20 protein-coding genes and 1 tRNA gene are annotated in these 23,359 nt (G+C 71.8%); 10 read left to right on the top strand and 11 right to left on the bottom strand.

Features of this window, described 5'->3' with window-relative positions; genetic code table 11:
* The first annotated feature begins 13 nt into the window (after positions 1-13).
* From ACH4G3_RS32580 to ACH4G3_RS32590, 3 genes are all read left to right on the top strand, one after another.
* Positions 14-1,564, top strand: coding sequence for an APC family permease (locus ACH4G3_RS32580; RefSeq protein WP_397627882.1), 1,551 nt, complete (start codon positions 14-16; stop codon positions 1,562-1,564).
* A 111-nt stretch (positions 1,565-1,675) separates the two neighbouring features.
* Positions 1,676-2,401: a molybdopterin-dependent oxidoreductase gene (locus ACH4G3_RS32585; protein ID WP_397628126.1), complete on the top strand. Its 726-nt coding sequence runs from the start codon at positions 1,676-1,678 to the stop codon at positions 2,399-2,401.
* A complete protein-coding gene (locus ACH4G3_RS32590) occupies positions 2,385-2,999 on the top strand; it encodes a cytochrome b/b6 domain-containing protein (RefSeq protein ID WP_397627883.1) in 615 nt (204 codons plus the stop codon). The genes ACH4G3_RS32585 and ACH4G3_RS32590 overlap by 17 nt, the downstream gene beginning before the upstream one ends.
* A gap of 70 nt (positions 3,000-3,069) precedes the next feature.
* On the opposite strand, the gene ACH4G3_RS32595 is transcribed toward ACH4G3_RS32590, so the two are convergent.
* Genes ACH4G3_RS32595 through ACH4G3_RS32610 form a run of 4 tightly spaced genes read right to left on the bottom strand, consistent with a single transcriptional unit; the run spans position 3,070 to position 6,868 of the window.
* A complete protein-coding gene (locus ACH4G3_RS32595; protein ID WP_397627884.1) occupies positions 3,070-4,101 on the bottom strand; it encodes an L-idonate 5-dehydrogenase in 1,032 nt (343 codons plus the stop codon).
* A 20-nt stretch (positions 4,102-4,121) separates the two neighbouring features.
* Positions 4,122-4,886, bottom strand: coding sequence for an SDR family oxidoreductase (locus tag ACH4G3_RS32600; protein ID WP_397627885.1), 765 nt, complete (start codon positions 4,884-4,886; stop codon positions 4,122-4,124).
* A gap of 13 nt (positions 4,887-4,899) precedes the next feature.
* Positions 4,900-6,297, bottom strand: coding sequence for a GntP family permease (locus tag ACH4G3_RS32605; protein ID WP_354748217.1), 1,398 nt, complete (start codon positions 6,295-6,297; stop codon positions 4,900-4,902).
* 52 nt (positions 6,298-6,349) lie between these two features.
* Positions 6,350-6,868 carry a gluconokinase gene (locus ACH4G3_RS32610; protein WP_397620417.1) on the bottom strand — a complete coding sequence of 173 codons (519 nt, stop codon included), beginning with the start codon at positions 6,866-6,868 and terminating at the stop codon, positions 6,350-6,352.
* A gap of 137 nt (positions 6,869-7,005) precedes the next feature.
* On the opposite strand from ACH4G3_RS32610, the gene ACH4G3_RS32615 reads away from it, so the two are divergent.
* Positions 7,006-7,707 carry a FadR/GntR family transcriptional regulator gene (locus ACH4G3_RS32615; protein ID WP_397627886.1) on the top strand — a complete coding sequence of 234 codons (702 nt, stop codon included), beginning with the start codon at positions 7,006-7,008 and terminating at the stop codon, positions 7,705-7,707.
* 6 nt (positions 7,708-7,713) lie between these two features.
* Here ACH4G3_RS32615 and ACH4G3_RS32620 read toward each other — a convergent pair whose 3' ends face one another.
* The 4 genes from ACH4G3_RS32620 to ACH4G3_RS32635 form a co-directional block, all read right to left on the bottom strand.
* Complete coding sequence (locus ACH4G3_RS32620) at positions 7,714-8,088, bottom strand: YchJ family protein (RefSeq protein ID WP_397627887.1); 375 nt, start codon at positions 8,086-8,088, stop codon at positions 7,714-7,716.
* 13 nt (positions 8,089-8,101) lie between these two features.
* Positions 8,102-9,445, bottom strand: a complete 1,344-nt coding sequence (locus ACH4G3_RS32625; RefSeq protein WP_397627888.1) for a M1 family metallopeptidase — start codon at positions 9,443-9,445, stop codon at positions 8,102-8,104.
* A gap of 69 nt (positions 9,446-9,514) precedes the next feature.
* On the bottom strand, positions 9,515-13,381 hold the full coding sequence (locus tag ACH4G3_RS32630) for a Pls/PosA family non-ribosomal peptide synthetase (RefSeq protein WP_397627889.1): 3,867 nt from the start codon (positions 13,379-13,381) through the stop codon (positions 9,515-9,517).
* A 291-nt stretch (positions 13,382-13,672) separates the two neighbouring features.
* Positions 13,673-13,757: transfer RNA gene (locus tag ACH4G3_RS32635), tRNA-Leu, on the bottom strand.
* Between the two features lie 195 nt (positions 13,758-13,952).
* On the opposite strand from ACH4G3_RS32635, the gene ACH4G3_RS32640 reads away from it, so the two are divergent.
* The 3 genes from ACH4G3_RS32640 (at position 13,953) to ACH4G3_RS32650 (ending at position 16,675) form a co-directional block, all read left to right on the top strand.
* Positions 13,953-15,278: a M20/M25/M40 family metallo-hydrolase gene (locus ACH4G3_RS32640; protein ID WP_397627890.1), complete on the top strand. Its 1,326-nt coding sequence runs from the start codon at positions 13,953-13,955 to the stop codon at positions 15,276-15,278.
* 150 nt (positions 15,279-15,428) lie between these two features.
* Complete coding sequence (chpH, locus tag ACH4G3_RS32645) at positions 15,429-15,662, top strand: chaplin ChpH (protein WP_397627891.1); 234 nt, start codon at positions 15,429-15,431, stop codon at positions 15,660-15,662.
* A gap of 131 nt (positions 15,663-15,793) precedes the next feature.
* Positions 15,794-16,675, top strand: coding sequence for a chaplin (locus ACH4G3_RS32650; RefSeq protein WP_397627892.1), 882 nt, complete (start codon positions 15,794-15,796; stop codon positions 16,673-16,675).
* Between the two features lie 97 nt (positions 16,676-16,772).
* Here the strand turns inward: ACH4G3_RS32650 and ACH4G3_RS32655 are convergent, their stop codons facing one another.
* On the bottom strand, positions 16,773-16,961 hold the full coding sequence (locus ACH4G3_RS32655; RefSeq protein ID WP_020276814.1) for a DUF5703 family protein: 189 nt from the start codon (positions 16,959-16,961) through the stop codon (positions 16,773-16,775).
* Between the two features lie 47 nt (positions 16,962-17,008).
* Between ACH4G3_RS32655 and ACH4G3_RS32660 the strand changes: the two genes are divergently transcribed.
* Entirely contained in the window at positions 17,009-17,719 is a 711-nt protein-coding gene (locus ACH4G3_RS32660) for a hypothetical protein (protein ID WP_397627893.1), read from the top strand.
* Positions 17,720-17,779: 60 nt separating this feature from the next.
* On the opposite strand, the gene ACH4G3_RS32665 is transcribed toward ACH4G3_RS32660, so the two are convergent.
* Positions 17,780-20,077 carry a helix-hairpin-helix domain-containing protein gene (locus ACH4G3_RS32665; protein WP_397627894.1) on the bottom strand — a complete coding sequence of 766 codons (2,298 nt, stop codon included), beginning with the start codon at positions 20,075-20,077 and terminating at the stop codon, positions 17,780-17,782.
* The gene (locus ACH4G3_RS32670; RefSeq protein ID WP_355848605.1) at positions 20,074-21,060 is read right to left on the bottom strand and encodes an aldo/keto reductase; all 987 of its coding nucleotides are present in this window, start codon (positions 21,058-21,060) and stop codon (positions 20,074-20,076) included. The genes ACH4G3_RS32665 and ACH4G3_RS32670 overlap by 4 nt, the downstream gene beginning before the upstream one ends.
* Before the next feature lie 168 nt (positions 21,061-21,228).
* Between ACH4G3_RS32670 and ACH4G3_RS32675 the strand changes: the two genes are divergently transcribed.
* The gene (locus ACH4G3_RS32675) at positions 21,229-22,284 is read left to right on the top strand and encodes an LLM class F420-dependent oxidoreductase (protein ID WP_397627895.1); all 1,056 of its coding nucleotides are present in this window, start codon (positions 21,229-21,231) and stop codon (positions 22,282-22,284) included.
* Between the two features lie 284 nt (positions 22,285-22,568).
* Positions 22,569-23,357 (top strand): ferritin-like domain-containing protein, encoded by a 789-nt coding sequence (locus tag ACH4G3_RS32680; protein ID WP_397627896.1) that lies wholly within the window; start codon positions 22,569-22,571, stop codon positions 23,355-23,357.
* Positions 23,358-23,359: the final 2 nt, after the last annotated feature.

Below are 23,359 nucleotides of genomic sequence, written 5' to 3' on the forward strand. Positions count from 1 at the left end.
GGATGCTCTCCCGATGACCACGGACAGTAGTTCGAGCACGCATACGAGTACGAGCACATCCGCAGCCGGCGGCATCAGTACGTTCAAGGGGCAGGAGCGCGCCCTGCGCGCAGACCGGCTCGGCACCGGGGGTCTGCTGCTCTCCGTCCTCGCCGCGACCGCCCCGCTCATGGTGGTCGCCGGTGTCATGCCCACTACATTCGCGGTGATGGGCATCGTCGGGCAGCCGCTGCTCTTCGTCGTCCTGGGCGTCGTCCTGATCCTCTTCAGCATCGGGTACGCCGAGATGAGCCGCCACGTCCACAACGCGGGCGCCTTCTACGCGTACATCTCCCGCGGCCTCGGCGGCACCGCCGGCGCGGGCGCCGCCCTGGTCGCCCTCGTCGCCTACAACGCGCTCCAGATCGGCATCTACGGCATCTTCGGCTTCGAGGTCTCCGGACTCCTCGCCACCTACGCCGACGTGGAGATCGCCTGGTGGATACCGGCGCTCCTGGCCGCGCTCGCCGTCGGCCTGCTGGGCTGGCTGAAGATCGACGTCAACGCGCGCGTGCTCGGCGTGCTGCTCGTCATCGAGGTGCTCCTCGTCGTCATCTTCGACGTCGCCGCTCTCGCCGACCCCGGCAAGGAAGGCCTCTCCCTGCACGCCTTCAACCCGGACACCCTCACCGGCGCGGGCGTCGGCACCGCGCTGTGCTTCTGCATCGCCGCCTTCCTCGGCTTCGAACAGGCACCCGTCTACGCCGAGGAGACCAGCCGCCCGCACGTCCTCGTGCCGCGCGTGATGTTCCTGGCCGTCGGCGGAGTCGCCGTCTTCTTCGCGCTGAGCAGCTGGGCCCTCACCGTCGCCACCGGCCCCTCGGCGATCGTCGGCACGGCCCAGAAGCAGAGCGCCGGACTGCTGTTCTTCCTCACCGAGTCCCGCCTCGGCGGCACCTTCACGGACGTCCTGCACGTCCTGTTCGTCACCGGCATGTTCGCCGCGCTGCTCAGCTTCCACAACGTCGTCGCCCGGTACGCCTTCGCCATGGGCCGCGAGGGCCTGCTGCCCGCCGCCTTCGGCCGCACCAGCGGCACCAGCGGCGCTCCCGGCACCGGCTCGCTGCTCCAGACCGTCGTGGCCGTCGTCGTCGTGGTCGCCTTCGCGATCGCCGACGACAAGCCGGTCGGCGACCCGACCGCACCGGTCCTGCAGCTGTTCACCTGGCTCGGCAACATCGGCGCCCTCGGCGTGATCGTGCTGATGGCGGCGGCCTCGCTGTCGGTCGTCGTCTTCTTCGTCCGCCGGGGAGCCGCGGGCGCCCAGGCCTGGCGGCTGGTCACCTCCGCGCTGGCGGGCCTCTCCCTGCTCGTGATCGCCGGCTACACGGTGAAGGACTTCGAGGTCCTCGTCGGCGCCGGCCCGGACTCCTCGCTGAGCTGGGTGCTGCCCGGCATCATCGGCCTCGCCCTGGTCGCCGGCCTGGTCCTGGGCCTGGTGCTGCGCGCCCGCGCCCCCGAGAAGCACGCCCGGATCGGCCTCGGCAACGAGGCGTTCCAGCTGGACAAGGCGGCGTCGTCCTGACCCCGGCCACGTAAGGAATGGTTACGGAACTCTGACGAGCACCCGCGATCCCTGTCCTCACGGGACCGCGGGTGTTCGAATGAGAACGTGAACGAGGACGTACACCAGGGTGTGAACGACGAACGCCCCGAAGAGCGGGGCACCCCGATCGGCCGCCGCGTCTTCCTCGGCACCCTTGCCCTGGGCGCTGCGGGCGTGGTCGCCGCGCCCCCGCTGCAACGCGGCCTGGAGGCCTTCCTCGGCGGCGCGGCCGACAAGGACCCCACGGGCCTGACCGGCCTCCTCCCCAACGGCGGCGGCTTCCGCTACTACTCGGTCGCTTCGTCCGTTCCCCGCAAGAACGCAGACAGCTACCGCCTGACGATCGACGGCCTGGTCGACCACCCCACGACCTACACCCTGGCCGACCTCAAGGCCCTGCCCCAGACCCGACTGGTCCGTGACGTCCAGTGCGTCACCGGCTGGCGCGTCCCCGACACCCCCTTCGAGGGCGTACGCCTGTCCCGCCTCCTCGACACCGCCGGGGTCCGCCCCACCGCGAAGGCCATCCGCTTCACCTGCTTCGACGGCACCTACACCGAGAGCCTCACCCTCGGCCAGGCCCGCCGCGCGGACGTCCTGGTCGCCCTGCGCATGCAGGACAAGGACCTCGGCCACTCCCACGGCGGCCCGGTCCGCCTCTACGTGGCGCCCATGTACTTCTACAAGTCCGCCAAGTGGCTCTCCGGCATCACCGTCACCGACGAGGTCCGGCCGGGTTACTGGGAGGAGCGCGGCTACGACGTCGACGCCTGGGTGGGCCGCTCGAACGGACGTGACGATGAGCCTACGAGTTGACGCCCCGGCCGGTGTCCGGCGCTTCAGCCCGACCGAGCGCTGGGTGCACCGCACGACGGCCGCGCTGATGGGCGTCTGCGTCCTGACGGCGGCCTGCCTCTACGTCCCCCAGCTCGCCGAACTCGTCGGCCGCCGCGAACTGGTCGTCCGGATCCACGAGTGGGCCGGCCTCGCCCTGCCCGTCCCCGTCCTGGCGGGCCTCGCCTCCCGCGCCTTCCGTGCCGACCTCGGCCGGCTCAACCGCTTCGGCCCGCACGACCGGACCTGGCTGCGCGCCGCCCTGCACCGCGACAAGCGCCCGGCGTCCCGCCCCGCCGGCAAGTTCAACGCCGGCCAGAAGCTCTACGCGTCCTGGATCGCCGGCGCCACCCTCGTCATGCTCGGCACCGGCCTGATGATGTGGTTCACCCACCTCACCCCCCTGCTCTGGCGCACCAGCGCGACGTTCGTCCACGACTGGCTGGCCCTCACGATCGGCATCGTCCTGGCCGGCCACATCGGCATGGCCCTGGCCGACCCGGAATCCAGAAGAGGCATGCGCACGGGTTCGGTGAGCAGAGAGTGGGCGAACCGAGAGCACCCTCTATGGCGCCAGTAGGTTTCCTACAGGGGCGCGGAACTGCGCGAACAACCCCAACGCACCCGCACCCGCCCCACAACACCAACCCCTACGGCGCCACGGCGAAATCCAACAGCACCTTGCAAGACCGACTCCGATCGGCGGCCAGGGCAAACGCCGACTCGGCATCCCCCACGGGAACCACCGCACTGACGAGCCCGTCGAACGCCCCCTCCCTCGCCAGCAGCTCCAGCGCCTGATCGAACTCCCCGTCGAACCGAAACGCCCCCCGCAACTCGATCTCCCGACTCACCACGAGGTTCCCCGCGAACGCACTGTGCCCCGCCGGCAGCATCCCCAACTGCACGACGACCCCACCCCGCCGCACCCGCCGCAGACACGTGTCGAGCCCGGCAGCCACCCCGGACGCCTCGATCGCGACGTCCACTTCGGAAGGCCACCCCGGGTCGTCAGGATCATCGGCCCGTACGAGAGTCCCGGCACCGGCGACCCGTGCGTACTCCAGCGCCTCGGGCAGCAGATCCGTGACGGTCACCCGCGAAGCCCCCGCCGCCTTCGCCGCCGCGACCACCAGACAGCCGATGGGCCCCGCACCGGTCACCAGGACATGCCGCCCGGCCACCTCCCCGGCCCGCCGCACCGCGTGCAGCGCGACGGACAACGGTTCGGCGAGCGCGGCCCGGCGCAGCTCCAGACCGTCCGGCAAGGCCCGCACCTGCTCGCAGGGCACGACCACCCGCGCCGCGAATCCCCCCTGGACGTGCGGAAAGCGCGCCGCACTGCCCAGGTACCGCGTGTCCCGGCAGATGTTCCGCCGCCCGTCCGAGCACTCCGGACACACCCCGCACGGGGTCGCCGGATGCACCGCGACGGCGGTACCCGGTGCCGGCCCCGATGCGCCTGCACCGTACTCGACCACCGTCCCGACGACCTCGTGCCCCAGCACCATCGGCTCCCGGAGCCGGAAGTCACCGACCCCGCCGTGCCGCCAGTAGTGCAGATCGGACCCGCACACCCCGCCGTACCGCACGGCGACCAGCGCCTGTCCCGGCCCGGGCTCGGGCACCGGCAACTCCGCCACGCGCAGGTCACCCTGACCGTGGATCACACAACCCAGCATCACAGCCTCCCGGCAGGTGCTCACAGCACGCTCGTCATACCGCCGTCGACATACAGCACCTGCCCGCTGACGAAGTCGGCCGCGGGGGAGGCGAGGAACAGCACCCCGCCCACCAGGTCCTGGGTGCGACCCCAGCGGCCGGCCGGGGTGCGCCTCCGCACCCAGGCACTGAACTCCTCGTCGTCGACCAGCGGCCGCGTCAGCTCGGTCTCGATGTAGCCCGGGCCGAGCCCGTTAACCTGCACACCGCTCGGACCCCAGTCCGCGCACATGCCCTTGGTGAGCATCTTCAGCGCGCCCTTGGTGGCGGCGTACGGCGCGATCCCGGGCCGAACCACCTCGCTCTGCAGGGAGCAGATGTTGATGATCTTGCCGTGGCCGCGTTCCGTCATCCGGCGCGCCGCCTCCCGGCCGACCAGGAAGGCACTGGTCAGGTTGGTGTCCAGGATCCGGTGCCAGTCGGAGTCGGTGAACTCCAGCAGCGGGGCGCGCAGTTGCATGCCCGCGTTGTTGACGAGGATGTCGAGCGGGCCCACCCGCTCCTCGACGTCCGCGATCCCGTCCGTCACCGACGGGCCGTCGGTCACGTCGAACGCCGCCGTGTGCACCCGGTCGCCGGGCAGCCCGGCGGCGGCCTCGGCGAGCCGGTCCTTGTCGCGTCCGTTCAGGACGACCGTGCAGCCGGCTTCCGCCAGACCACGGGCGAGCGCGAGTCCGATGCCCCGGCTGGAGCCGGTCACCAGCGCCGTACGGCCGCTGATGTCGAAGAGAGGGTGAGCCGTCATGGCCGTGGCACTCCTAGATCACGAGGGACAACAGCAGGACGATGCCGCCGGCGACCACCGAGATGATCGTCTCCATGACGGACCAGGTCTTGATGTTCTGGCCGACACTCAGCCCGAAGTACTCCTTCACCATCCAGAACCCGGCGTCGTTGACATGGCTGAAGAACAGCGAGCCGGCGCCGATGGCCAGGACCAGCAGGGCCGCGTGCGTGGTCGACATGTCGGCCGCGAGCGGGGCGACCAGACCGGCCGCCGAGACCGTCGCCACCGTCGCCGAACCGGTCGCCAGCCGGATCACCACCGCGATCAGCCAGGCCAGCAGCAGCGCGGGGATCGACCAGTCCTTGGAGATGTCCAGGACCATCTGGCCCACCCCGGTGTCGATCAGGGTCTGCTTGAAGCCGCCGCCCGCGCCGACGATCAGCAGGATGCCCGCGATCGGCGCGAGGCTCTTCTCGACCAGCGGGGAGATCCGCTCCTTGGAGAACCCGGCTGGCCGCAGCAGCGTGAAGATGCCGACCAGCACCGAGGCGAGCAGCGCGATCATCGGCGCGCCGATCACGTCGAAGACCCGCTGGACCAGGTTCTCCGGGTCGTCGATGACGATGTCGACGAGCGCCTTGGCCAGCATGAGGATCACCGGCAGCAGGATCGTGAACAGGGTGGCGCCGAAACTGGGGCGCTTGTCCAGGTCCTCCGAAGCCCGCTGCGGAATCATGCGGTCCGGGGCCGGCACGTCCACCCAGCGGGCCGCGTACCGCGAGAACACCGGGCCGGCGATGATCACCGTGGGTATGGCGACGAGGACACCCAGCGCCAGTGTCACGCCCAGGTCGGCCTTGACCGCCTCGATCGCGACCAGCGGACCGGGGTGCGGCGGCACCAGCCCGTGCATCACGGACAGGCCCGCGAGCGCCGGGATGCCGATCCGCATCAGCGAGTAGTTGCCGCGCTTGGCGACCATCAGCACCACCGGGATCAGCAGCACGATGCCGACCTCGAAGAACAGCGGCAGTCCGATCACGGAGGCGATGAGCACCATGGCCCACGGCATCGACCGCCCGCCCGCCTTCGCGAGGATGGTGTCGACGATCTGGTCGGCACCCCCGGAGTCGGCGAGCATCTTGCCGAGGATGGCACCGAGGGCGATCAGTACGCCGACGCCGGCGACCGTGGTGCCGAGGCCGGTGCTGAAGCTGGTGAGGACCTTGTCCAGCGGCGCCCCGGCGATAGCGCCGAGCGCCAGTGACCCGATGGTCAGCGCCAGGAAGGCGTGCAGCTTGGACTTGGTGATGAGCAGGACGATGACGGCGATGCCCGCCAGGACGGCGATGCCCAGCTGAGCGTGGCCGGCCGAGGTGATCGGCTCGGGTGCGTCCGCTGCCAGCATCTCGACGCTGAGTCTGGTCACGGGGTGGGTTTCCCTTGCGTTGGAGGGGAGTGCAGGACGGGACCGTCAGGGGCTACTGGACGGGCTCGGGGAGGTCCTCCAGGGCGAGCGCCGCCCGCTCGGTGATCTCCTCCGGGCTGCCCGAGACGTCCACGTCGACCCCGGCCTCGTCCGCCTGGAGCGGCTGGAGCGTGGCGAACTGGGAGTCGAGCAGCGCCGTGGGCATGAAGTGCCCCTGCCGGTGCGACATCCGGTCCTCGATGAGTGCGCGGTCACCCGTGAGGTGCACGAAGACCACGCCGGGCGCGGCGGCCCGCAGCCGGTCGCGGTACGACCGCTTCAGCGCCGAGCAGCTGACCACCCCGCCGAGCCCGGCCCGCCCGTGCGCCCACGTGCCGATGGCGTCCAGCCAGGGCAGGCGGTCCTCGTCGGTGAGCGGGGTACCGGCCGACATCTTGGCGATGTTGGCCTGCGGGTGGAAGTCGTCGCCCTCGGCGTACGGAACGCCGAGCCGGGCCGCGAGCAGGGGACCGATGGTGGTCTTGCCGGTGCCGGCGACGCCCATGACCACGACGACGTGGGGGGTGTTCATCGCTGCCTCACTGTCTGCTGTCTCCGTCGACACGTGATGTCGACGCAACTGAAACCCATTAGGTACGACGAATTCAAGAGTCCGTGACGAATAAGTCTGACTTTTTGTCTCCGTGATCTACCACGTACGCTGAGTGCATGAGCACACCGGGCCGGGGGCTGCACGGCCATGTTCTGGACACCCTCGGCCCCGAGATCACGGCGGGCGAGTACCCGCCGGGCAGCGTGCTGCGCACCGACGAGCTCGCCCAGCGTTTCGACGTGTCACGCTCGGTGATGCGCGAGGCGGTCCGCGTCCTGGAGTCCATGCACCTGGTCGAGTCCCGCCGCCGCGTGGGCGTGACCGTGCGCCCGAAGTCGGAGTGGAACGTCTACGATCCGCAGGTCATCCGCTGGCGCCTGGCCGGCAAGGACCGCGCCCCCCAGCTGCGCTCCCTCACGGTGCTGCGCTCGGCGATCGAACCGGCCGCCGCGGGCCTCGCCGCCCGGCACGCCACCGCCGAGCAGTGCGCCGAACTCACCCAGTGCGCCCTCGGCATGGTCGCCAACTCACGGGGCCACAAGCTGGAGGAGTACCTCGTCCACGACATGGCCTTCCACCGCGTCATCCTGGACGCCTCCGGCAACGAGATGTTCGCCCGCCTCGGCGATGTCGTCGCCGAGGTCCTGGCCGGCCGTACCCACCACGACGTGATGTTCGAGGACCCCGACCCGGCGGCCGTCACCCTGCACGTCCAGGTCGCCGAGGCGGTCCGCGCCGGCGACGCGGCCCGCGCGGAGGAACTGACCCGCGAGATCACGGTCGGCGCCCTCCAGGAACTGGACATCCTGGCGCCGTAGCACCCGCTACTGCACAAACTCCCCGTCGACGTACACCCAGGCCCCGTCGACCCGCTCGAACCGGCTCCGCTCGTGCAGCGAGCCGCCCCGGTACGACGCCCGGAACTCCACGGTCCCAGCGGAGTGGAACGCCGACCCGTCACTCGTGTCCAGGATCTCCAGCCCGGTCCACCGCATCCGCGGATCCAGCTCCAGCGTCCCGGGCCGCGTCCGCGGGTGCCAGGTCCGCAGCAGATATCCGGCGTCCCCCTTCACGAAGGCGCTGTACCGCGACCGCATCAGCGCCTCGGCGGTCGGTGCGGCGGCGCTTGCCGAGTGGTAGCGGCCGCAGCAGTCGCCGTAGGCCCCCAGGAGGCCGCAGGGGCAGGAACGTATGGTCATGCCGGTCATTGTCCTAGACGGCCGCACCCGTCCCGGAGGAAGGCAGTGGCGGCAGCGCCGTCCTGTATACCCACGCGTCGAACAGCTCGTCCAGCGGCTCGTCCGCGAACCGCGCCACATGCGCGGTGAAGGCCGCCGTGGTCACCGCCCCGCCCCGGTGCAGGCCCGCCCACCCGCGCAGCATGCGGAAGAACGCGTCGTCACCCAGGGCGCACCGCACCGCGTGCAGGGTGAGCCCGCCGCGCTGGTAGAGACGGTCGTCGAACATCGACTTCCGCCCCGGATCGGCGAGTTTGAGGTCCTCCGGCAGCGCGGACAGCGACCGGTGTGCGGCGGCGGCCAGTTGCTGGGCGCCGCGGCCTCCCGAGCGCTCCGACCACAGCCACTCGGCGTACTTCGCGAACCCCTCGTTCAGCCAGATCTGCCGCCAGTCGGCGATGGACACGCTGTTGCCGAACCACTGGTGCGCCAGCTCGTGCGCGACCAGCCGCTCCGAACCCCGCGCTCCGTCCACATGATTGGACCCGAACAGCGACAACCCCTGCGCCTCGACTGGGACGTCGAGCTCCTCCTCGGTCACGACGACCGCGTACTCATCGAACGGGTACGGCCCGAACAATTCCTGGAACAGCTCCATCATCGCGGGCTGCCGTGCGAAGTCCCGGGAGAACCGGGGGAGCAGGTGCGCCGGAATGTGCCCGTGCTGCGGCACCCCGCCCGGGCCCGGGTCGCCCAGCAGTACGGTCTGGTACTTCCCGATCGACAGCCCCACCAGATAGCTGGAGGTCGGTGCCGCCTGCTCGTACACCCAGGTGGTCGTCGAGGCCTTCGTCGTGCGGGTGAGCAGGCGTCCACCGGCCACCACCGCATAGGCCGACGGCGTCGTCACCGAGATCTGGTACGAGGCCTTGTCGGCGGGCCGGTCGTTGCACGGGTACCAGGACGGCGCCCCGACCGGCTGGCTCGCCACCAGCGCCCCGTCCTCCAGCTCCTCCCAGCCGAGGCCGCCCCAGGGGCTGCTCACCGGCCGGGGGTTACCCGACCACTGCACCTCGACGGTGAACGCGGCACCGGTGCGCAGCGGCTTCGGCGGGCGGACGCGCAACTTGCCGCCCCGGTGCGTGTAGTGCGCCGCGCGACCGTCGACCCTCACCCGGCCCACCCGGAAATCCGCGAGATTCAGCTGGAACTCGGTGAGCTGGCCACGGCCGGCGATGGCGTTGATCCGCGCCGCTCCCGACAGCCGGTTCGGCGCGGGGCGGTAGTCCAGCGTGAGCTCGTACCGATGCACCCGGTACCGGAGGTCACCGTTGCCCGGGAAGTACGGATCCTGACCCACTGACTGCTGAACCGCCACTGTTGCGTCCGCTCCCTGCACTGCGCTCGTACGACGTCCGTCAGCCCCCCGGCCCCGCGGGGGTCCCGCCTAGCGACGCCATGCCTCGATCGGGTTGCCCAGCCAGCGCGTGTCGTCGGGAACGGACTCCGCGGCCATGACCAGGGACGCCGGACCCAGCGTGGTGCGGGCCCCGACGGCGCTGCCGGGCAGGACGATTCCGCCCGGGCCCAGTGTGGCGCCCTCACGGAGGACCACAGTATCCGTCCGCAAGATCCGGTCGTGGAAGAGGTGGGTCTGGAGGACACAGCCCCTGTTCACCGTCGCCCCGTCGCCGAGCGTCACCAGGTCGGTCTCCGGCAGCCAGTAGCTCTCCACCCACACGCCCCGGCCGATCCGGGCACCGAGCCCGCGCAGCCACAGCGTCATCAGCGGCGTACCGGGCACGCGCCCGGCCAGCCACGGCACCGCCACCACCTCGACGAACGTGTCAGCCAGCTCGTTGCGCCACACGAAGGAGCTCCACAGCGGGTGCTCACCACTGCGGTGCCGCCCCACGAGCAGCCACTTGGCGAGCACGGACAGAGCGCACCCCGCAGCCCCCACCGCCAGCAGCACGACCCCGCCCAACGGCCACGCCCAGCCACCCAGCGCGCTCAGCGCCGCCACCGTCAGCACCGCCAGCGCGGCCGAGCACAGCACCGGAACGATCCGGCACAACTCCACCAGGCCCCGCGCCCACAGCAGCCGCGCGGGCGGCTCGTACGTCCGGCTCTGGTCGCCGCCGCCCGCGTTGCGCGGCAGCTTCACCGGCGGCAGCCCCAGATACGAGCTGCCCTTCTTCGCCTTCTTCGGCGTCGCCGACAGCACCCCGACCAGCCCGCCGTCCGGCACGCTGCGCCCCGGCGCGGTCATCCCCGAGTTCCCGAGGAACGCCCGGCGCCCGATCTGCGCGCGCCCGATCCGCATCCAGCCGCCGCCCAGCTCGTACGGCGCGGTCAGCGTGTCGTCCGCGAGGAACGCGCCGTCGCCCACCGTGGTCAGGCTGGGCAGCGCGAGCACCGTCGACACCTCGGCGCCCCGCCCGATCCGCATACCGAGCAGCCGCAGCCACACCGGCGTGACCAGCCCGGCGTACAGCGGGAACAGCATCTCCCGGGACTGGTCCATCAGTTGCGTGACCGTCCAGGCCTGCCAGCCGACCCTGCTGTGCGTCGGGTGCGTGCCCTCGCGCAGCCGGAGGCTCAGCAGCCGTACGGCGACGAGCAGCAGCAGCGCGTACACCGCACCGAAGGCCACGGTCGCCGGAACCAGCGCTAGCGCCGCGCCCCGCAACGCCTCACCGAGCCCGGCGCCGGGCGCCACGAACAGGCTGACGGTGAGGAGCGCGGCGAGTCCGGCGAGAAGGGGCAGAGCACTCAGCCCGAACCCGGAAATGCCGTACATCCCCCGCCAGAACACGCCTTTCTCCGGCATCTCCTTGGGCCAGTTCCGCTTGGCCTTGCCGAGCTTCACGGCGGGCGCCCCGGCCCAGCGCTGCCCGGTGGGCACCTGCCCGGCGACGGCGGAACCGGGCGCGACCTCGGCCCGCTTACCCACGCGCGCACCCGGGAACAGCATGCTGCGCGTCCCGACCACCGCACCGGCACCCACTTTGACCGGCCCGATCTCCAGCCGGTCACCGTCCAGCCAGTAGCCCGACAGATCCACCTCGGACTCCACGGCGGCACCCCGCCCGAGCTTGAGCATCCCGGTCACCGGCGGCAGCGAGTGCAGATCCACGTCGGACCCGACCCTGGCTCCGAGCGCCCGGGCGTACCTCTCCAGCCAGGCACCGGTGAGCGAGGCCGCGCCACTGAACTCGGCGAGCCGCTCGGCCGTCCACAGCCGCAGATGCACACTCCCGCCGCGTGCGTAGCGACCCGGCGTCACCCCGCGCAGCAGCAGCCGCGCCCCACCGGCGGCGATGGCCAGCCGTCCGGGCGGACTGAAGAACAGCAACGCCCCGGCGCCCACGACCCACCAGGGAGCGGTCGGCAGCCAGGCGTACGCCCCCAGCACGTTCCCGAGGACGGCCAGCGGCACCATCCAGCGCAGCCCGAGCAGCGTGAACAGCGGAAGCAGCAGGAGGAGTTGCAGCACCCCGGCTCGTACCGGCACCGGCTCTACCACCCGCCGGGAGCCGTCGCCCTGCGCGGACTCCTCCAGGTGCCGGGCCAGCTTGCGCAGCGTCGGGTGCTGGTAGAGGTCCAGCACCGCCGCACTCGGGTAGCGGGTGCGCAGCCTCGTCGTCAGCTGGGCGGCGGCCAGACTGCTCCCGCCGATGGCGAAGAAGTCGTCGGAGGCGCTACCCACCGGGACGCCGAGCACCTCGCCCCACTGCTCGGCGAGCCACGCCTCGGTCCCGTACAGCTCCTCGGCCGGCCCACCGCCGACCAGGCCCTCCAGCGGCCACGGCAGCGCGTTCCGGTCGACCTTGCCGGACGTACGGGTCGGCAGCTCGTCGACCGGCGCGAGCAGCGGCACCAGAGCGGCGGGCAGTTCGGCACGCAGCTTCTCGACGGCGGCGGCCTGATCCCACCCTTCCTGGATGACGACGTACCCGACGAGGAGCTGATTTCCGCTGCGAGCGGTACGCACGGCTGCGGCCGCGCCGGCGACACCGGGCAGCGCCTGCAGCGCGGCGTCCACCTCACCGAGCTCGATCCGCCGCCCCCCGAGCTTGATCTGCTCGTCGGCCCGCCCGAGGAACACCAGCCCCTCCGGCTCGGCCTTCACCAGGTCACCGCTGCGGTACGCGCGCTCCCAGCCGAGCGACTCCAGGGGCGCGTACTTCTCCGCGTCCTTCTCGGCGTCGAGATACCGGGCGAGCCCGACCCCGCCGATCACGAGCTGCCCGCTGCCGCCCATCGGCACCGGCTCCCCGGCCTCGTCCACGACGGCCAGCTCCCAGCCGTCCAGCGGCAGCCCGATCCGGATCGGCTCCTCGCCGCTCATCAGCGACGCGCACGCCACGACGGTGGCCTCGGTCGGCCCGTAGGTGTTCCACACCTCGCGCCCCTCCGTCACCAGCCGCTGCGCCAGCTCGGGCGGGCACGCCTCACCACCGAAGATCAGCAGCCGTACGTCGTTGAGGGTCTCGGGCTCCCACAGCGCGGCGAGCGTCGGCACGGTCGACACGACCGTGATCTCCTGCTCGACCAGCCAGGGCCCGAGATCGGCGCCGCTGCGCACCTGCGAGCGCGGCACGGGCACCAGACAGGCCCCGTACCGCCAGGCCAGCCACATCTCCTCGCAGGACGCGTCGAAGGCCACGGACAGCCCGGCCATGACCCGGTCGCCGGGCCCGATCGGCTCCTCGGTGAGGAACAACCCGGCCTCGGCGTCCACGAACGCGGCGGCACTGCGATGGCTCACGGCGACGCCCTTGGGGTTCCCGGTGGAGCCGGAGGTGAAGATGATCCACGCGTCGTGCCCGGCACCGGGCCGGGCGGCGGTGTGACCGGCGGCGCCTCGGACGGTCAGCTCGTGACCGGCTCCGATGACCGCCCGCACCCCGGCCTCGCCGAACACCAGATCGGCCCGCTCGTCGGGGTCTTCGGCGTCCACGGGCACGTACGCGGCACCGGCGGCCAGCACCGCGAGGATCGCCACGTACAGGTCGTTGGTGCCCGACGGCACCCGGACACCGACGCGGTCCCCGAGCCCGACGTCCACGGCGGCCATCCGCTGCCGCAGGTGCTCCACCTCGACCGCCAGCGCGCGGTAGGTGAGCAGCCGGTGACCGTCGTCGAGCGCGGGCTCGTCGGGGTACGAACGCACGGACGCCTCGAAGATGTCGACCAGGGTGCGGGGGGAGGCCGCGGGACCGGCGGAGAAACGGGCCACGTCGCTCAGGGCTGTGCTCAGCTCCCGGTCCAGCACGTTGAGGTCAGGGCTTTCGGGCAGGGCGGCCATCGGATCCTCGAGTCTCGAACCCGGACCATCCGGGGCGCCGGCGGGCCCGCAGGTCTGCCTGGGGATGTTCCGTTCCGGTGCGAACAAGCCCAATACTCTAGTGGTCGGGTGACTTCGCCCTGTCATGTCCGCCACTCGGAGGCAAACGCGGGACATCCCGTAGGCCCGGCGCCCCGGCTCCCACCTGTGCTTCTGCCGGCCTGGCGAGATGTCGCCCACATTCCTCCCGCGGGAGACCTCGCTCCCCGGAAACGACGAAAAGCCCCTCGACAAGAGGGGCTTTTCGATCTGTGTCCGAGGGGGGACTTGAACCCCCACGCCCGATAAAGGGCACTAGCACCTCAAGCTAGCGCGTCTGCCATTCCGCCACCCGGACAAGGTGTCTGTCGCGCGGGTTCTCCCCGCGGCGACGACGTAAACATTACCAGGCTCTCAGGGGTGGCCGATCACCCCCCGCCCGCACCCCGCCGGGCGTGAACGGCGTGTGACGGGCCGGGACCGGTCTTGGGGTGCGGGCCGTGGAGGGGGAGGATGAGGAGGACCCACCAGCAGTGACAGCGGGAGGAAGCACGTGAGCGAGACGGACACGGCCAGGAGCGTCACCGGCGAGGACGAGGTCGTGGACCTCTGCCGCGAGCTGATCCAGATCGACACCAGCAACTACGGCGACCACTCGGGTCCGGGCGAGCGCAAGGCGGCGGAGTACGTCGCCGAGAAGCTCGCCGAGGTGGGGCTCGAACCGCAGATCTTCGAGTCGCACCCGGGCCGCGCCTCCACGGTGGCCCGGATCGAGGGCGAGGACCCGTCCCGGCCCGCGCTCCTCATCCACGGCCACACCGACGTCGTACCGGCCAACGCCGACGACTGGACCCACCACCCCTTCTCCGGCGAGATCGCCGACGGCTGCGTGTGGGGCCGCGGTGCCGTCGACATGAAGGACATGGACGCCATGACCCTCGCGGTCGTGCGGGACCGGATGCGCAGCGGGCGCAAGCCCCCGCGCGACATCGTGCTCGCGTTCCTCGCGGACGAGGAGGCGGGCGGCACGTACGGGGCCCGCTACCTCGTCGACAACCACCCGGACCTCTTCGAGGGCGTCACCGAGGCGATCAGTGAGGTGGGCGGATTCTCGTTCACCGTGAGCGAGGAGCGGCGGCTGTACCTGATCCAGACGGCCGAGAAGGGCATGCACTGGATGAAGCTCACCGTGGCCGGCACGGCCGGGCACGGGTCGATGATCCACCGGGACAACGCGATCACCGAGCTGTCGGAGGCCGTCGCGCGGCTGGGGCGGCACAAGTTCCCGGTGCGGGTCACCAAGACCACCCGCGCCTTCCTCGACGAGCTCGGTGACGCGCTCGGCACCGAGCTCGACCCGGAGGACATGGAGTCGACCCTCGTGAGGCTCGGCGGCATCGCCAAGTTCATCGGCGCGACGCTGAGCAACACGGCCAACCCCACGCAGCTGGGCGCCGGTTACAAGGTCAACGTCATCCCCGGCGAGGCGACCGCCCACGTCGACGGACGGTTCCTGCCCGGGCACGAGGAGGAGTTCCTCGCCGACCTCGACCGGATCCTCGGCCCGAAGGTGCGGCGCGAGGACGTCCACGCCGACAAGGCCGTCGAGACCACCTTCGACGGGGCGCTCGTGGAGGCGATGCAGTCCTCGCTGCTGGCCGAGGACCCGACCGCCAAGGCGATCCCCTACATGCTCTCCGGCGGGACGGACGCGAAGTCCTTCGACGACCTGGGCATCCGGGGCTTCGGCTTCGCGCCGCTGAAGCTGCCGCCGGAGCTGGACTTCGCCGGCATGTTCCACGGCGTGGACGAGCGGGTGCCGGTGGAGGGCCTGAAGTTCGGCGCGCGGGTGCTCGACCGGTTCATCGACGCGTCCTGAAACCGCCCATACGAAACACCGTTATTCGGTCGGGCGTGCGAGATCGACTGGGAAGGGTGAATGCGACCATAAGCTCGTAGCCTCATTACTCCCTCCTCGTTACAGGTAATGCGATCGCAAGATGGGTCGCTTTGCCAACTAGGAGGAATAATGATCAAGAAGGTCGTCGCTGCTGCGGCTGCCACCGGTGGGCTGGTTCTCGCGAGCGCGGGCCTGGCCGTCGCCGACTCGGGTGCCCAGGGTGCTGCCGTGCACTCCCCGGGCGTCCTGTCCGGCAACGTTGTTCAGGTGCCCGTTCACATCCCGGTGAACGCCTGCGGCAACACGGTCTCCGTGATCGGGCTGCTGAACCCCGCCTTCGGCAACACCTGCGTCAACAAGTGACGCTCCCCCCTCTTCGAGGGGAGTTCTAAAGCCATCGGTCCCGGAGCGCATGCCATGCGCTCCGGGACCGAACGCTTCTTTCGAGGAATTCGAGAAGAATTCGAGACAGGTCGAAGGCAGGTATTCAGGAAATGCGACAGGTCACCCGCAAGGGTCTGATGACCGTGGCGGCCGCGACCGGCGTGATCGCCGCCGCGGGCGGCTCCGCGCACGCCGACTCGGGCGCCCAGGGCGCCGGCTCGGGTTCGCCCGGCGTGCTGTCCGGGAACACGGTGCAGGCGCCGGTGCACGCTCCGGTCAACGTCTGCGGGAACACGGTCAACGTGATCGGTGTCCTCAACCCGTCGGTGGGCAACTCGTGCGCCAACGAGGGTGGCGGATCGTCGTCGGGGGGATACGGCGATTCGGGCGGTAACGGCGGCTCGCACGCCGGCGGCCATGCCAGTGACTCGCCCGGCGTCGGCTCGGGCAACCACGTGCAAGCGCCGATCCACGTCCCCGTGAACGTCTGCGGCAACAGCGTCGACGTCATCGGCGCCGGCAACTCCAGCACGGGCAACGACTGCGCGAACGGCGGCTCCGGCGGGCACCACACCGACCCGCCCGGCGGCGGCCACGAGAACCCGGGACAGCCGGGCGACCCGGGTGATCCCGGAAACCCGGGCGACCCCGGGAACCCGGGCAACCCCGGTGATCCCGGCAACCCCGGGAACCCGGGCGACCCCGGTGATCCGGGCGATCCCGGAAACCCGGGCGACCCCGGAAACCCGGGCGACCCCGGAAACCCCGGAAACCCGGGCGACCCCGGCACCCCGCCCGGAGCGGACGACGAGACGCCGGGCGGCTCCTCGCACGGCAACGAACCGGGCGGCCAGTTCGTCACCCAGCCCAAGGGCGACTCCCAGCTCGCCAGCACCGGCAGCGACCTGCCGCTCGGCCTCGCTCTGCCGGCCGGCGCGGGCGCGCTGCTCGCGGGCTCGATCCTCTACCGCAAGGCGCGCACCTCGGCCTGACACCCCGGGAAAGGCCTGACACCCGCGGAAACGGAGCGGGCCCCGCCGATGCGGGGCCCGCTCCCGTGTGTGCCTTCTCCCAGTGCCCCGTCTCAGCTCACCACGTGGCCCGCACCTGACGGATGATCCGCCGGCGCAACCGCACCTTGCGGCTGCCGTCGCGCAGCAGGCTCAGACGATCCAACTCCCAGTGTCCGTACTCGGCATGGTCCGTCAGCAGACGCGCCGCTTCCTTGCGGGAGACCCCCCGCGGCACGTACACGTCGACAAATTCGTATTCCGGCATCGCATCTATTGTGCGGGCTGGGGCCTGGTACGGATAGCGTCTGCACTATGTCTGATGCTGCGCAGCCCACCGCTGCCGAGGTACGCGCCGCCGCCGAGGCGGTCAAGACCGCGCTCGACCGCCACCTGGCCGCGGTCGAACGCAGGTCGGGGGAGGACGACCCGGCCGTCTACGAGGCGTTCAACCAGCTGGCCGCGGCCGCAGAGGTGTACGACGAACTGCTCTACGACCGTTACGACGAGGTCACACCCTTCGAGATCCCCGGTACGGAGGACGCGCTGCCCCCGTACACCGGGCCCGAGGAACCGAACGCGCTGAGCGTGCTGATCCGCCGCGACTACGCGGTGGCGGAGCCACAGCGGCTGCTGGCGCACGCGCAGCGGATCGAGGCCGCGGAGGGCGAGGACGGCCCGGCCGCCTCCGGGACGATCCACGGTGCGCTCGGTCTCCTCTTCGGCGAGTTCGAACCCGACGAGATCGCCTCCCGGCACAAGGAGTTCGGGCTGGAGGAGGGCGACTCCACACTCTGGGTGACGGCGTCGGAGGAACCGGCGGACCCCGGCGAGTGGCTCGAGGCGCCGTTCGAGCAGGTCGATCCGCAGAGCGTCGTCTGCCGCTTCGATGTCAGCGCCGTGTTCGACGACGAGATCGACGACGTCGACGACGATGAGGACGAGGCGGAGGAGCTGGAGGACGACCTCGACACCGATCTGGACGAGGACGAGGACCTGGAGCCGCTCGACGCGGACCGCCGCTGAGCGCACACGTCAGCCACCCGACGGCGGTGGTCACGGGCCCGCCCGTGACCACCGCCGTCGTCAGCTGCTGATCTGCGGGGCGAGCAGCACCGGAAGCCGGGTCGTCCGGGGCTTCGCCGGCACCTCGGCCACGGCCCTCGGCAACGCCTGTTCCACGCCGTGCACGACGGACAGATGGCGGTCGGCCCGCCCGAACGCGGTGTACACCCACGGCCGGCTCAGGGCCTGCGCCGCATCGCCGGGCAGCACCACGACCACCGCGGGCCACCGGCTCCCGACCGCCTGGTGCGCGGTGAGCGCCCAGCCGTGCCGCACGGACTGCTCCACGCGCTCCTTCGGCACGACGACGTCCTCGCCCTCGCACGCCAGGTGCAGCCCCTGGGCATCCGCCTTGACCACGCGGCCCGGGAGCGCACGGCCCGGCACGGGGGAGTAGACGATCCGGTCACCGGGGTCGAAGCCGCCGAAGCGGCCCGGGCCCGGATTGAGCCGCTCCTTCAACGCCGCGTTGAGCGCGCGCGTGCCGACGGCGCCGCCGTGCCCCGGCGTGATCACCTGCGTCTGCTCGGCCGGTACACCGATCGCCCGCGGCACCGAGTCCACGACGAGCTGCACGGTCCGGTGCACGGCTTCGCCGGCGTCCCGCACCGGCACGATCACGACCTCCTTGCCGGGGGCCTCGACCTGGTTCAGCTCACCGACGCCGATTCCGGAGACCAGCTCGCCCAGCGGCCCGGGGTCCGGCTGCCGCGAGGCGACCTGCGGACAGATCCGCGCCGCGAGCAGATCCGCGAACACCCGGCCCGGACCCACGGACCACAGCACCGCCGGATCCCCGGCCAGCACCAGCCGCGCCCCGTCCGGCAGCGACTCCGTCAGCAGCGCGGCCGTCTCGACATCCAGCTGCGGCGCGTCGAGCACGACGAGCAGATCGAGATCCAGTGCCCCGTCTCCGTCCCGGCCGGGCCCTTCGGCCCCGGAGAGCAGCCCGGCGACGGTGGCCACGGGGGAGGGGGCGCCGGGCGCGGCGCCGGGCGTCTCGGCGGCCTGCCCGGGGAGGTCCGACGCCGCTGCCGGGCCGGACGGGTGGCCGGACCGGCGCAGCAGGGCGGCGAAGCGGGTGCGGCCGATCGGGCCGTGGGTGGCAGCCCAGGCGCGCAGGCCCAGGGTGTGCGCGGCGGTCAGCAGTGCCGCGGGCTCGGTCAGTGAGGCCTCACCGCCGGTGTGCAGGACCAGGCCGTGCGCGGCGACCGCGCGGAGCAGCTCAGCCGTCGAACCCCGGGCCCCGGCGGCGGCCCGCTCCCAGTCCTCGGCCGAACCGTCCTGCTTGGGCACCGAGTTCACCAGCCGGGCCAGACCGTCGGCCAGGCTCTCCTCCGCGAGCGCGTACCGCTCGAGCCCGACCAGGACGCGGACCGGACGTTCCTCGTCCTCCTCCGTGTCCTCCTCCTCGGCCCGGGCCGAGGCGCCACTGGTCTCCTCCAGCGCGTCCTGGAAGACCAGCGCCTCGCCCTCCGCGATCGCGTCCTGCACGGCACCGTCGGGTTCCGGCACGCCCCGCTGGGCCAGGGCCGCGAGGAGCGCTGGCATCTCCAGCGCGGTGTGCCCGGCCAGCGCGGCCTGCTCCAGCAGCCAGACGGTGACGGCCCGGCCCCGTCGCTCGTCGTCGGGGCCGCACTCGGCGCCGAGCAGGGCCCGGGCGAACCCGTCGGCCTGCTCGGGCCGCACGCCGGCGACCCGCAGCAACTGCCAGGGGTCGGCCCGCAGCAGCTCGTCGGCGCCCTCGCCGAGTGCGGCCGCGACCTGCGGCGCGAGCACTTCCGGGGCACCGCCCTCGCCGAGCACCTGCCGCACGGCCTGCACCGCCGCCGGTGCGGGAGCCGTCGACGCGGCGACGGCCTCGGCCGCCACCGGCTGCGGCCGTCGTACCGGCTCAGGGGCGGAGCGCCGGGGGGCGGGTTCGGGCTCCGCGAACACCGCGGCGACCGGCTTCTCGCCGCTCTCCACGGCGCGTACGGCCGCGAGCAGATCGGCGGCCTTGCCGCTCAGCTTGGTGCCGGCCTCGATCGGCGCCTTCTTCCCGGCCTTGCGCTGCTCGATCCGCTCCCGCTCCGCGCGCTGGGCCCGCAGCTCGGCCTCGGCCTCCGACACGTCACCGGCATCGGCTGCGTCCCCCTCGGTGCCCCCGCCCTCGGACACCTCACCGGAACCGGGCGCAGCCGCCTCGGTCCCCTCGCCCTCGGACACCTCACCGGAACCGGCTGCTTCCCCCGTGGGCCCCTGGACCCCCTCGGTCTCCGCACCACCGGTCGGCGTCCCCGGCTCGGCGTCCTCCGTGGTCTCCGGCTCCGTGCTCACAGCGTGCTCCAGTCGTGATCGGGATAGCGGTGCACAGGCGCCGACACGTCGTCGAGCGCCCGGCAGATCTCGTCAGGAAGACTAAGGGTCTCCACTGACAACGCCGCCGTGAGCTGCTGCGCGTTGCGCGCGCCGACGATGGGCGCGGCCACCCCGGGCCGGTCGCGGACCCAGGCCAGCGCCACCTGGAGCGGTGTCACCGCGAGACCGTCGGCCGCGGTCGTCACGGCGTCCACGATGCGCCTGGCGGTGTCGTCCAGGTACGGCGCGACGAACGGCGCGAGGTGTTCCGAGGCACCGCGCGAGTCCGGTGGCGTCGTGTCGCCCCGGTACTTGCCCGTGAGCACCCCGCGCCCCAGCGGCGAGGACGGCAGCAGCCCGATGCCGAGGTCCAGCGCGGCCGGCAGGACCTCGCGCTCGACGCCCCGCTGGAGCAGCGAGTACTCCAGCTGCGTGGCCGCCAGCCGGGTCCGCGTGCCGGGGGCCGCCAGCTGCCAGGTCGCGGCCTTGGCGAGCTGCCAGCCGCAGAAGTTGGAGACGGCGGCGTAGCGGGCCCGGCCGCTGGCGACCGCGAGGTCGAGGGCCTGGAGGGTCTCCTCCAGCGGGGTGTCCGGGTCGAAGGCGTGCACGTGCCACAGGTCGACGTAGTCGGTGCCGAGCCGGGAGAGCGAGGCGTCCAGCGCGGAGAGCAGATGGCCGCGGGAGGTGTCGAAGCGGCGGTCGGGATCGGGCACGCTGCCGGCCTTGGTCGAGATGACCAGGTCCCGGCGGGCCACCAGGCCGTCCATGAGCCTGCCGAGCAGGTACTCGGCGTCCCCGTCGCCGTACACGTCCGCGGTGTCGACGAGGGTCCCGCCCGCTTCCCAGAACGTCTTCATCAGGTCCGCGGCGTCGTGCTCGTCGGTGTCCCGTCCCCAGGTCAGGGTGCCGAGCCCGATCCGGGACACACGCAGGCCGGTGCGGCCGAGATGCCTCTGCTCCATGAACGCCGAGATTACTGGCCAGAGCCTTCCCTGTGGTGTGCTGTGGACAGCCGATTTCACGGGCCCGGCCGTGAGTTGTCCGGCACCGCTGCCCGTCGCTAGGCCCCCGCCGAGCCGCGCGCTAAGGTCTCCGCACGTGCACGTTACTGATCGGTAAGGGGATACGGCATGCAGCTCGGTATCAACCTCGGCTACTGGGGTGCCGGAATGGACGCGGACAATCTGGCCGTCGCCCAGGAGGCCGACCGGCTCGGATACGCCGTCTGCTGGGCCGCCGAGGCCTACGGCTCCGACGCCGCCACCGTACTGACCTGGGTCGCGGCCCAGACCGAACGCATCGACGTCGGCTCGGCCATCTTCCAGATCCCGGCCCGTCAGCCCGCGATGACCGCCATGACGGCCGCCACCCTCGACTCCCTCTCCGGCGGCCGCTTCCGCCTCGGCCTCGGCGTCTCCGGCCCGCAGGTCTCCGAGGGCTGGTACGGCGTCAAGTTCGACAAGCCGCTGGCACGCACGCGTGAGTACGTCGAGATCGTCCGCAAGGCCATGACGCGCGAGCGCCTGTCCTACGAGGGGCAGCACTGGACGCTCCCCCTGCCCGGCGGCCCGGGCAAGCCCATCAAGCTGACCGTGCACCCGCAGCGCGAGCACATCCCGCTGTACATCGCCGCGATCGGCCCGAAGAACCTGGAGCAGACCGGCGAGATCGCCGACGGTGCCCTGCTGATCTTCCCCTCCGCCGACCACCTGGAGGAGACAACGATCAAGTACCTGCGCGCCGGCCGCGAGAAGGCCGGCAAGGCGCTCGACGGCTTCGACGTCTGCCCGACCGTCCCGATCGCCGTCGGCGACGACAAGGACGTCGCCGCGCTCGCCGACACCTTCCGCCCCTACACCGCGCTGTACGTCGGCGGCATGGGCAGCCCCAAGCAGAACTTCTACAACCAGCTCGCCCAGCGCATGGGTTACGAGAAGGAGGCCGCCGAGATCCAGGGCAAGTACCTGTCCGGCGACAAGCAGGGCGCCGCGGCCGCCGTGCCGCACGAGCTGATCGACAAGACGACGCTGCTGGGGTCCGTCGACCGGATCGCGGACCGGATGAAGGCCTACGCGGCGGCCGGCGTCACCACCCTGAGCCTCGCCCCGGCGGGCTTCACCCTCGACGAGCGGCTCGCGTCCCTCCGCGCCGGCACCGAGGCCCTGGAACGCGCCGGGCTCGCCTGACACGCCGGAATCTCGGAGTTGTCTGCGGCCGTGGTGGGGGCTCGGGGGTCTTCCCCGCCACGGCCGTCACGCAGAACAACGCCCCGCGCCTCCCGCGGTTACGCCGGGAGCTCGCCGCCCTGCGGCAGAGACCCCCGCGGCCGTGGCGGACGCACCTGTCCCTCATTTGGCGGAGTTGTCCGTCGCACCTGTTGCAGCGCCTGCTGCCGCGCACTTGACTCGTTCTTTGCGACGAACCTGCGGAATCACGCAGCACGCGCACGCGCGCGGGAGAGGTGCTCACGATGCTTTCGGCCAAGAGTGTGTTCCAGGAGATCCTCGCCAACGACGAGTCCTTCGCCCTGTTCTGCTCCATCGCCGCGAGCGGCGAGTCCCAGGGCGGCTGGGAGAACGCCCGGATCGCCGCGCTCGTCCCCGACAGCGAGCGGGAGCTCGCCCCCAAGATCACCCGGCACGGCGCCGACGAGGACAAGCACGGCCGGATCTTCAGCGCCCTGATGAAGAAGCGCGCCCTCGACCCCGTCCCGGTCCCGCCGGAGACCGACTACACCATGCTCCTGGAGAAGAACGGCATCGGCCTCGCGCACGAGCAGCTCGGCCGCGACGAGCGGCTCACGGTCCAGGACATCGTCACCTACCTCTCGCACAGCAGGGTCACCGAACAGCGCGCCTCCGAGCAGATGCAACTGCTCCGCAAGCACTTCGCCGACGACCCCGACATCGGCCGGGCGGTCAAGCAGATCTCCAACGACGAGGACAACCACCTCGCCTACTGCCACGAGGAACTGCTGCGCTTCGCCTACGCGGGCCACGGCCGGGCCATCCAGCGGACCCTGCGCGCGTGCGCGCTCGCCGAGATCCGGATCTACCGGGACGTCAGCCTCGCGGTCATGGCGCACATGGGCCGCATCCTCGGCTGGTCCAGGGCCAAGTCGGCGGTGCTCGCGGCGGGCATCCACGCGATGTACGCCTACGAACGGCTGGGCGGCTGGCGCCGGATGGTGTCGCTGAAGATGCCCGAGCGCCGTGACGCCCTCGGCGGACCCGCGTCCGCCGAGCCCGAGTTCGCCTGAGC

Source organism: Streptomyces afghaniensis, assembly GCF_044327915.1.
Lineage (GTDB): Bacteria > Actinomycetota > Actinomycetes > Streptomycetales > Streptomycetaceae > Streptomyces > Streptomyces afghaniensis.

What these genes read in the sequence shown, in the direction of transcription:
- ACH4G3_RS32580 (WP_397627882.1), top strand. Translation starts at nt 14, where the DNA reads ATGACCACGGACAGTAGTTCGAGCACGCATACGAGTACGAGCACATCC.
- ACH4G3_RS32590 (WP_397627883.1), top strand. Translation starts at nt 2,385, where the DNA reads ATGAGCCTACGAGTTGACGCCCCGGCCGGTGTCCGGCGCTTCAGCCCG.
- ACH4G3_RS32595 (WP_397627884.1), bottom strand. Translation starts at nt 4,101, where the DNA reads ATGCTGGGTTGTGTGATCCACGGTCAGGGTGACCTGCGCGTGGCGGAG.
- ACH4G3_RS32600 (WP_397627885.1), bottom strand. Translation starts at nt 4,886, where the DNA reads ATGACGGCTCACCCTCTCTTCGACATCAGCGGCCGTACGGCGCTGGTG.
- ACH4G3_RS32610 (WP_397620417.1), bottom strand. Translation starts at nt 6,868, where the DNA reads ATGAACACCCCCCACGTCGTCGTGGTCATGGGCGTCGCCGGCACCGGC.
- ACH4G3_RS32615 (WP_397627886.1), top strand. Translation starts at nt 7,006, where the DNA reads ATGAGCACACCGGGCCGGGGGCTGCACGGCCATGTTCTGGACACCCTC.
- ACH4G3_RS32620 (WP_397627887.1), bottom strand. Translation starts at nt 8,088, where the DNA reads ATGACCATACGTTCCTGCCCCTGCGGCCTCCTGGGGGCCTACGGCGAC.
- ACH4G3_RS32630 (WP_397627889.1), bottom strand. Translation starts at nt 13,381, where the DNA reads ATGGCCGCCCTGCCCGAAAGCCCTGACCTCAACGTGCTGGACCGGGAG.
- chpH (WP_397627891.1), top strand. Translation starts at nt 15,429, where the DNA reads ATGATCAAGAAGGTCGTCGCTGCTGCGGCTGCCACCGGTGGGCTGGTT.
- ACH4G3_RS32650 (WP_397627892.1), top strand. Translation starts at nt 15,794, where the DNA reads ATGCGACAGGTCACCCGCAAGGGTCTGATGACCGTGGCGGCCGCGACC.
- ACH4G3_RS32655 (WP_020276814.1), bottom strand. Translation starts at nt 16,961, where the DNA reads ATGCCGGAATACGAATTTGTCGACGTGTACGTGCCGCGGGGGGTCTCC.
- ACH4G3_RS32660 (WP_397627893.1), top strand. Translation starts at nt 17,009, where the DNA reads ATGTCTGATGCTGCGCAGCCCACCGCTGCCGAGGTACGCGCCGCCGCC.
- ACH4G3_RS32670 (WP_355848605.1), bottom strand. Translation starts at nt 21,060, where the DNA reads ATGGAGCAGAGGCATCTCGGCCGCACCGGCCTGCGTGTGTCCCGGATC.
- ACH4G3_RS32675 (WP_397627895.1), top strand. Translation starts at nt 21,229, where the DNA reads ATGCAGCTCGGTATCAACCTCGGCTACTGGGGTGCCGGAATGGACGCG.
- ACH4G3_RS32680 (WP_397627896.1), top strand. Translation starts at nt 22,569, where the DNA reads ATGCTTTCGGCCAAGAGTGTGTTCCAGGAGATCCTCGCCAACGACGAG.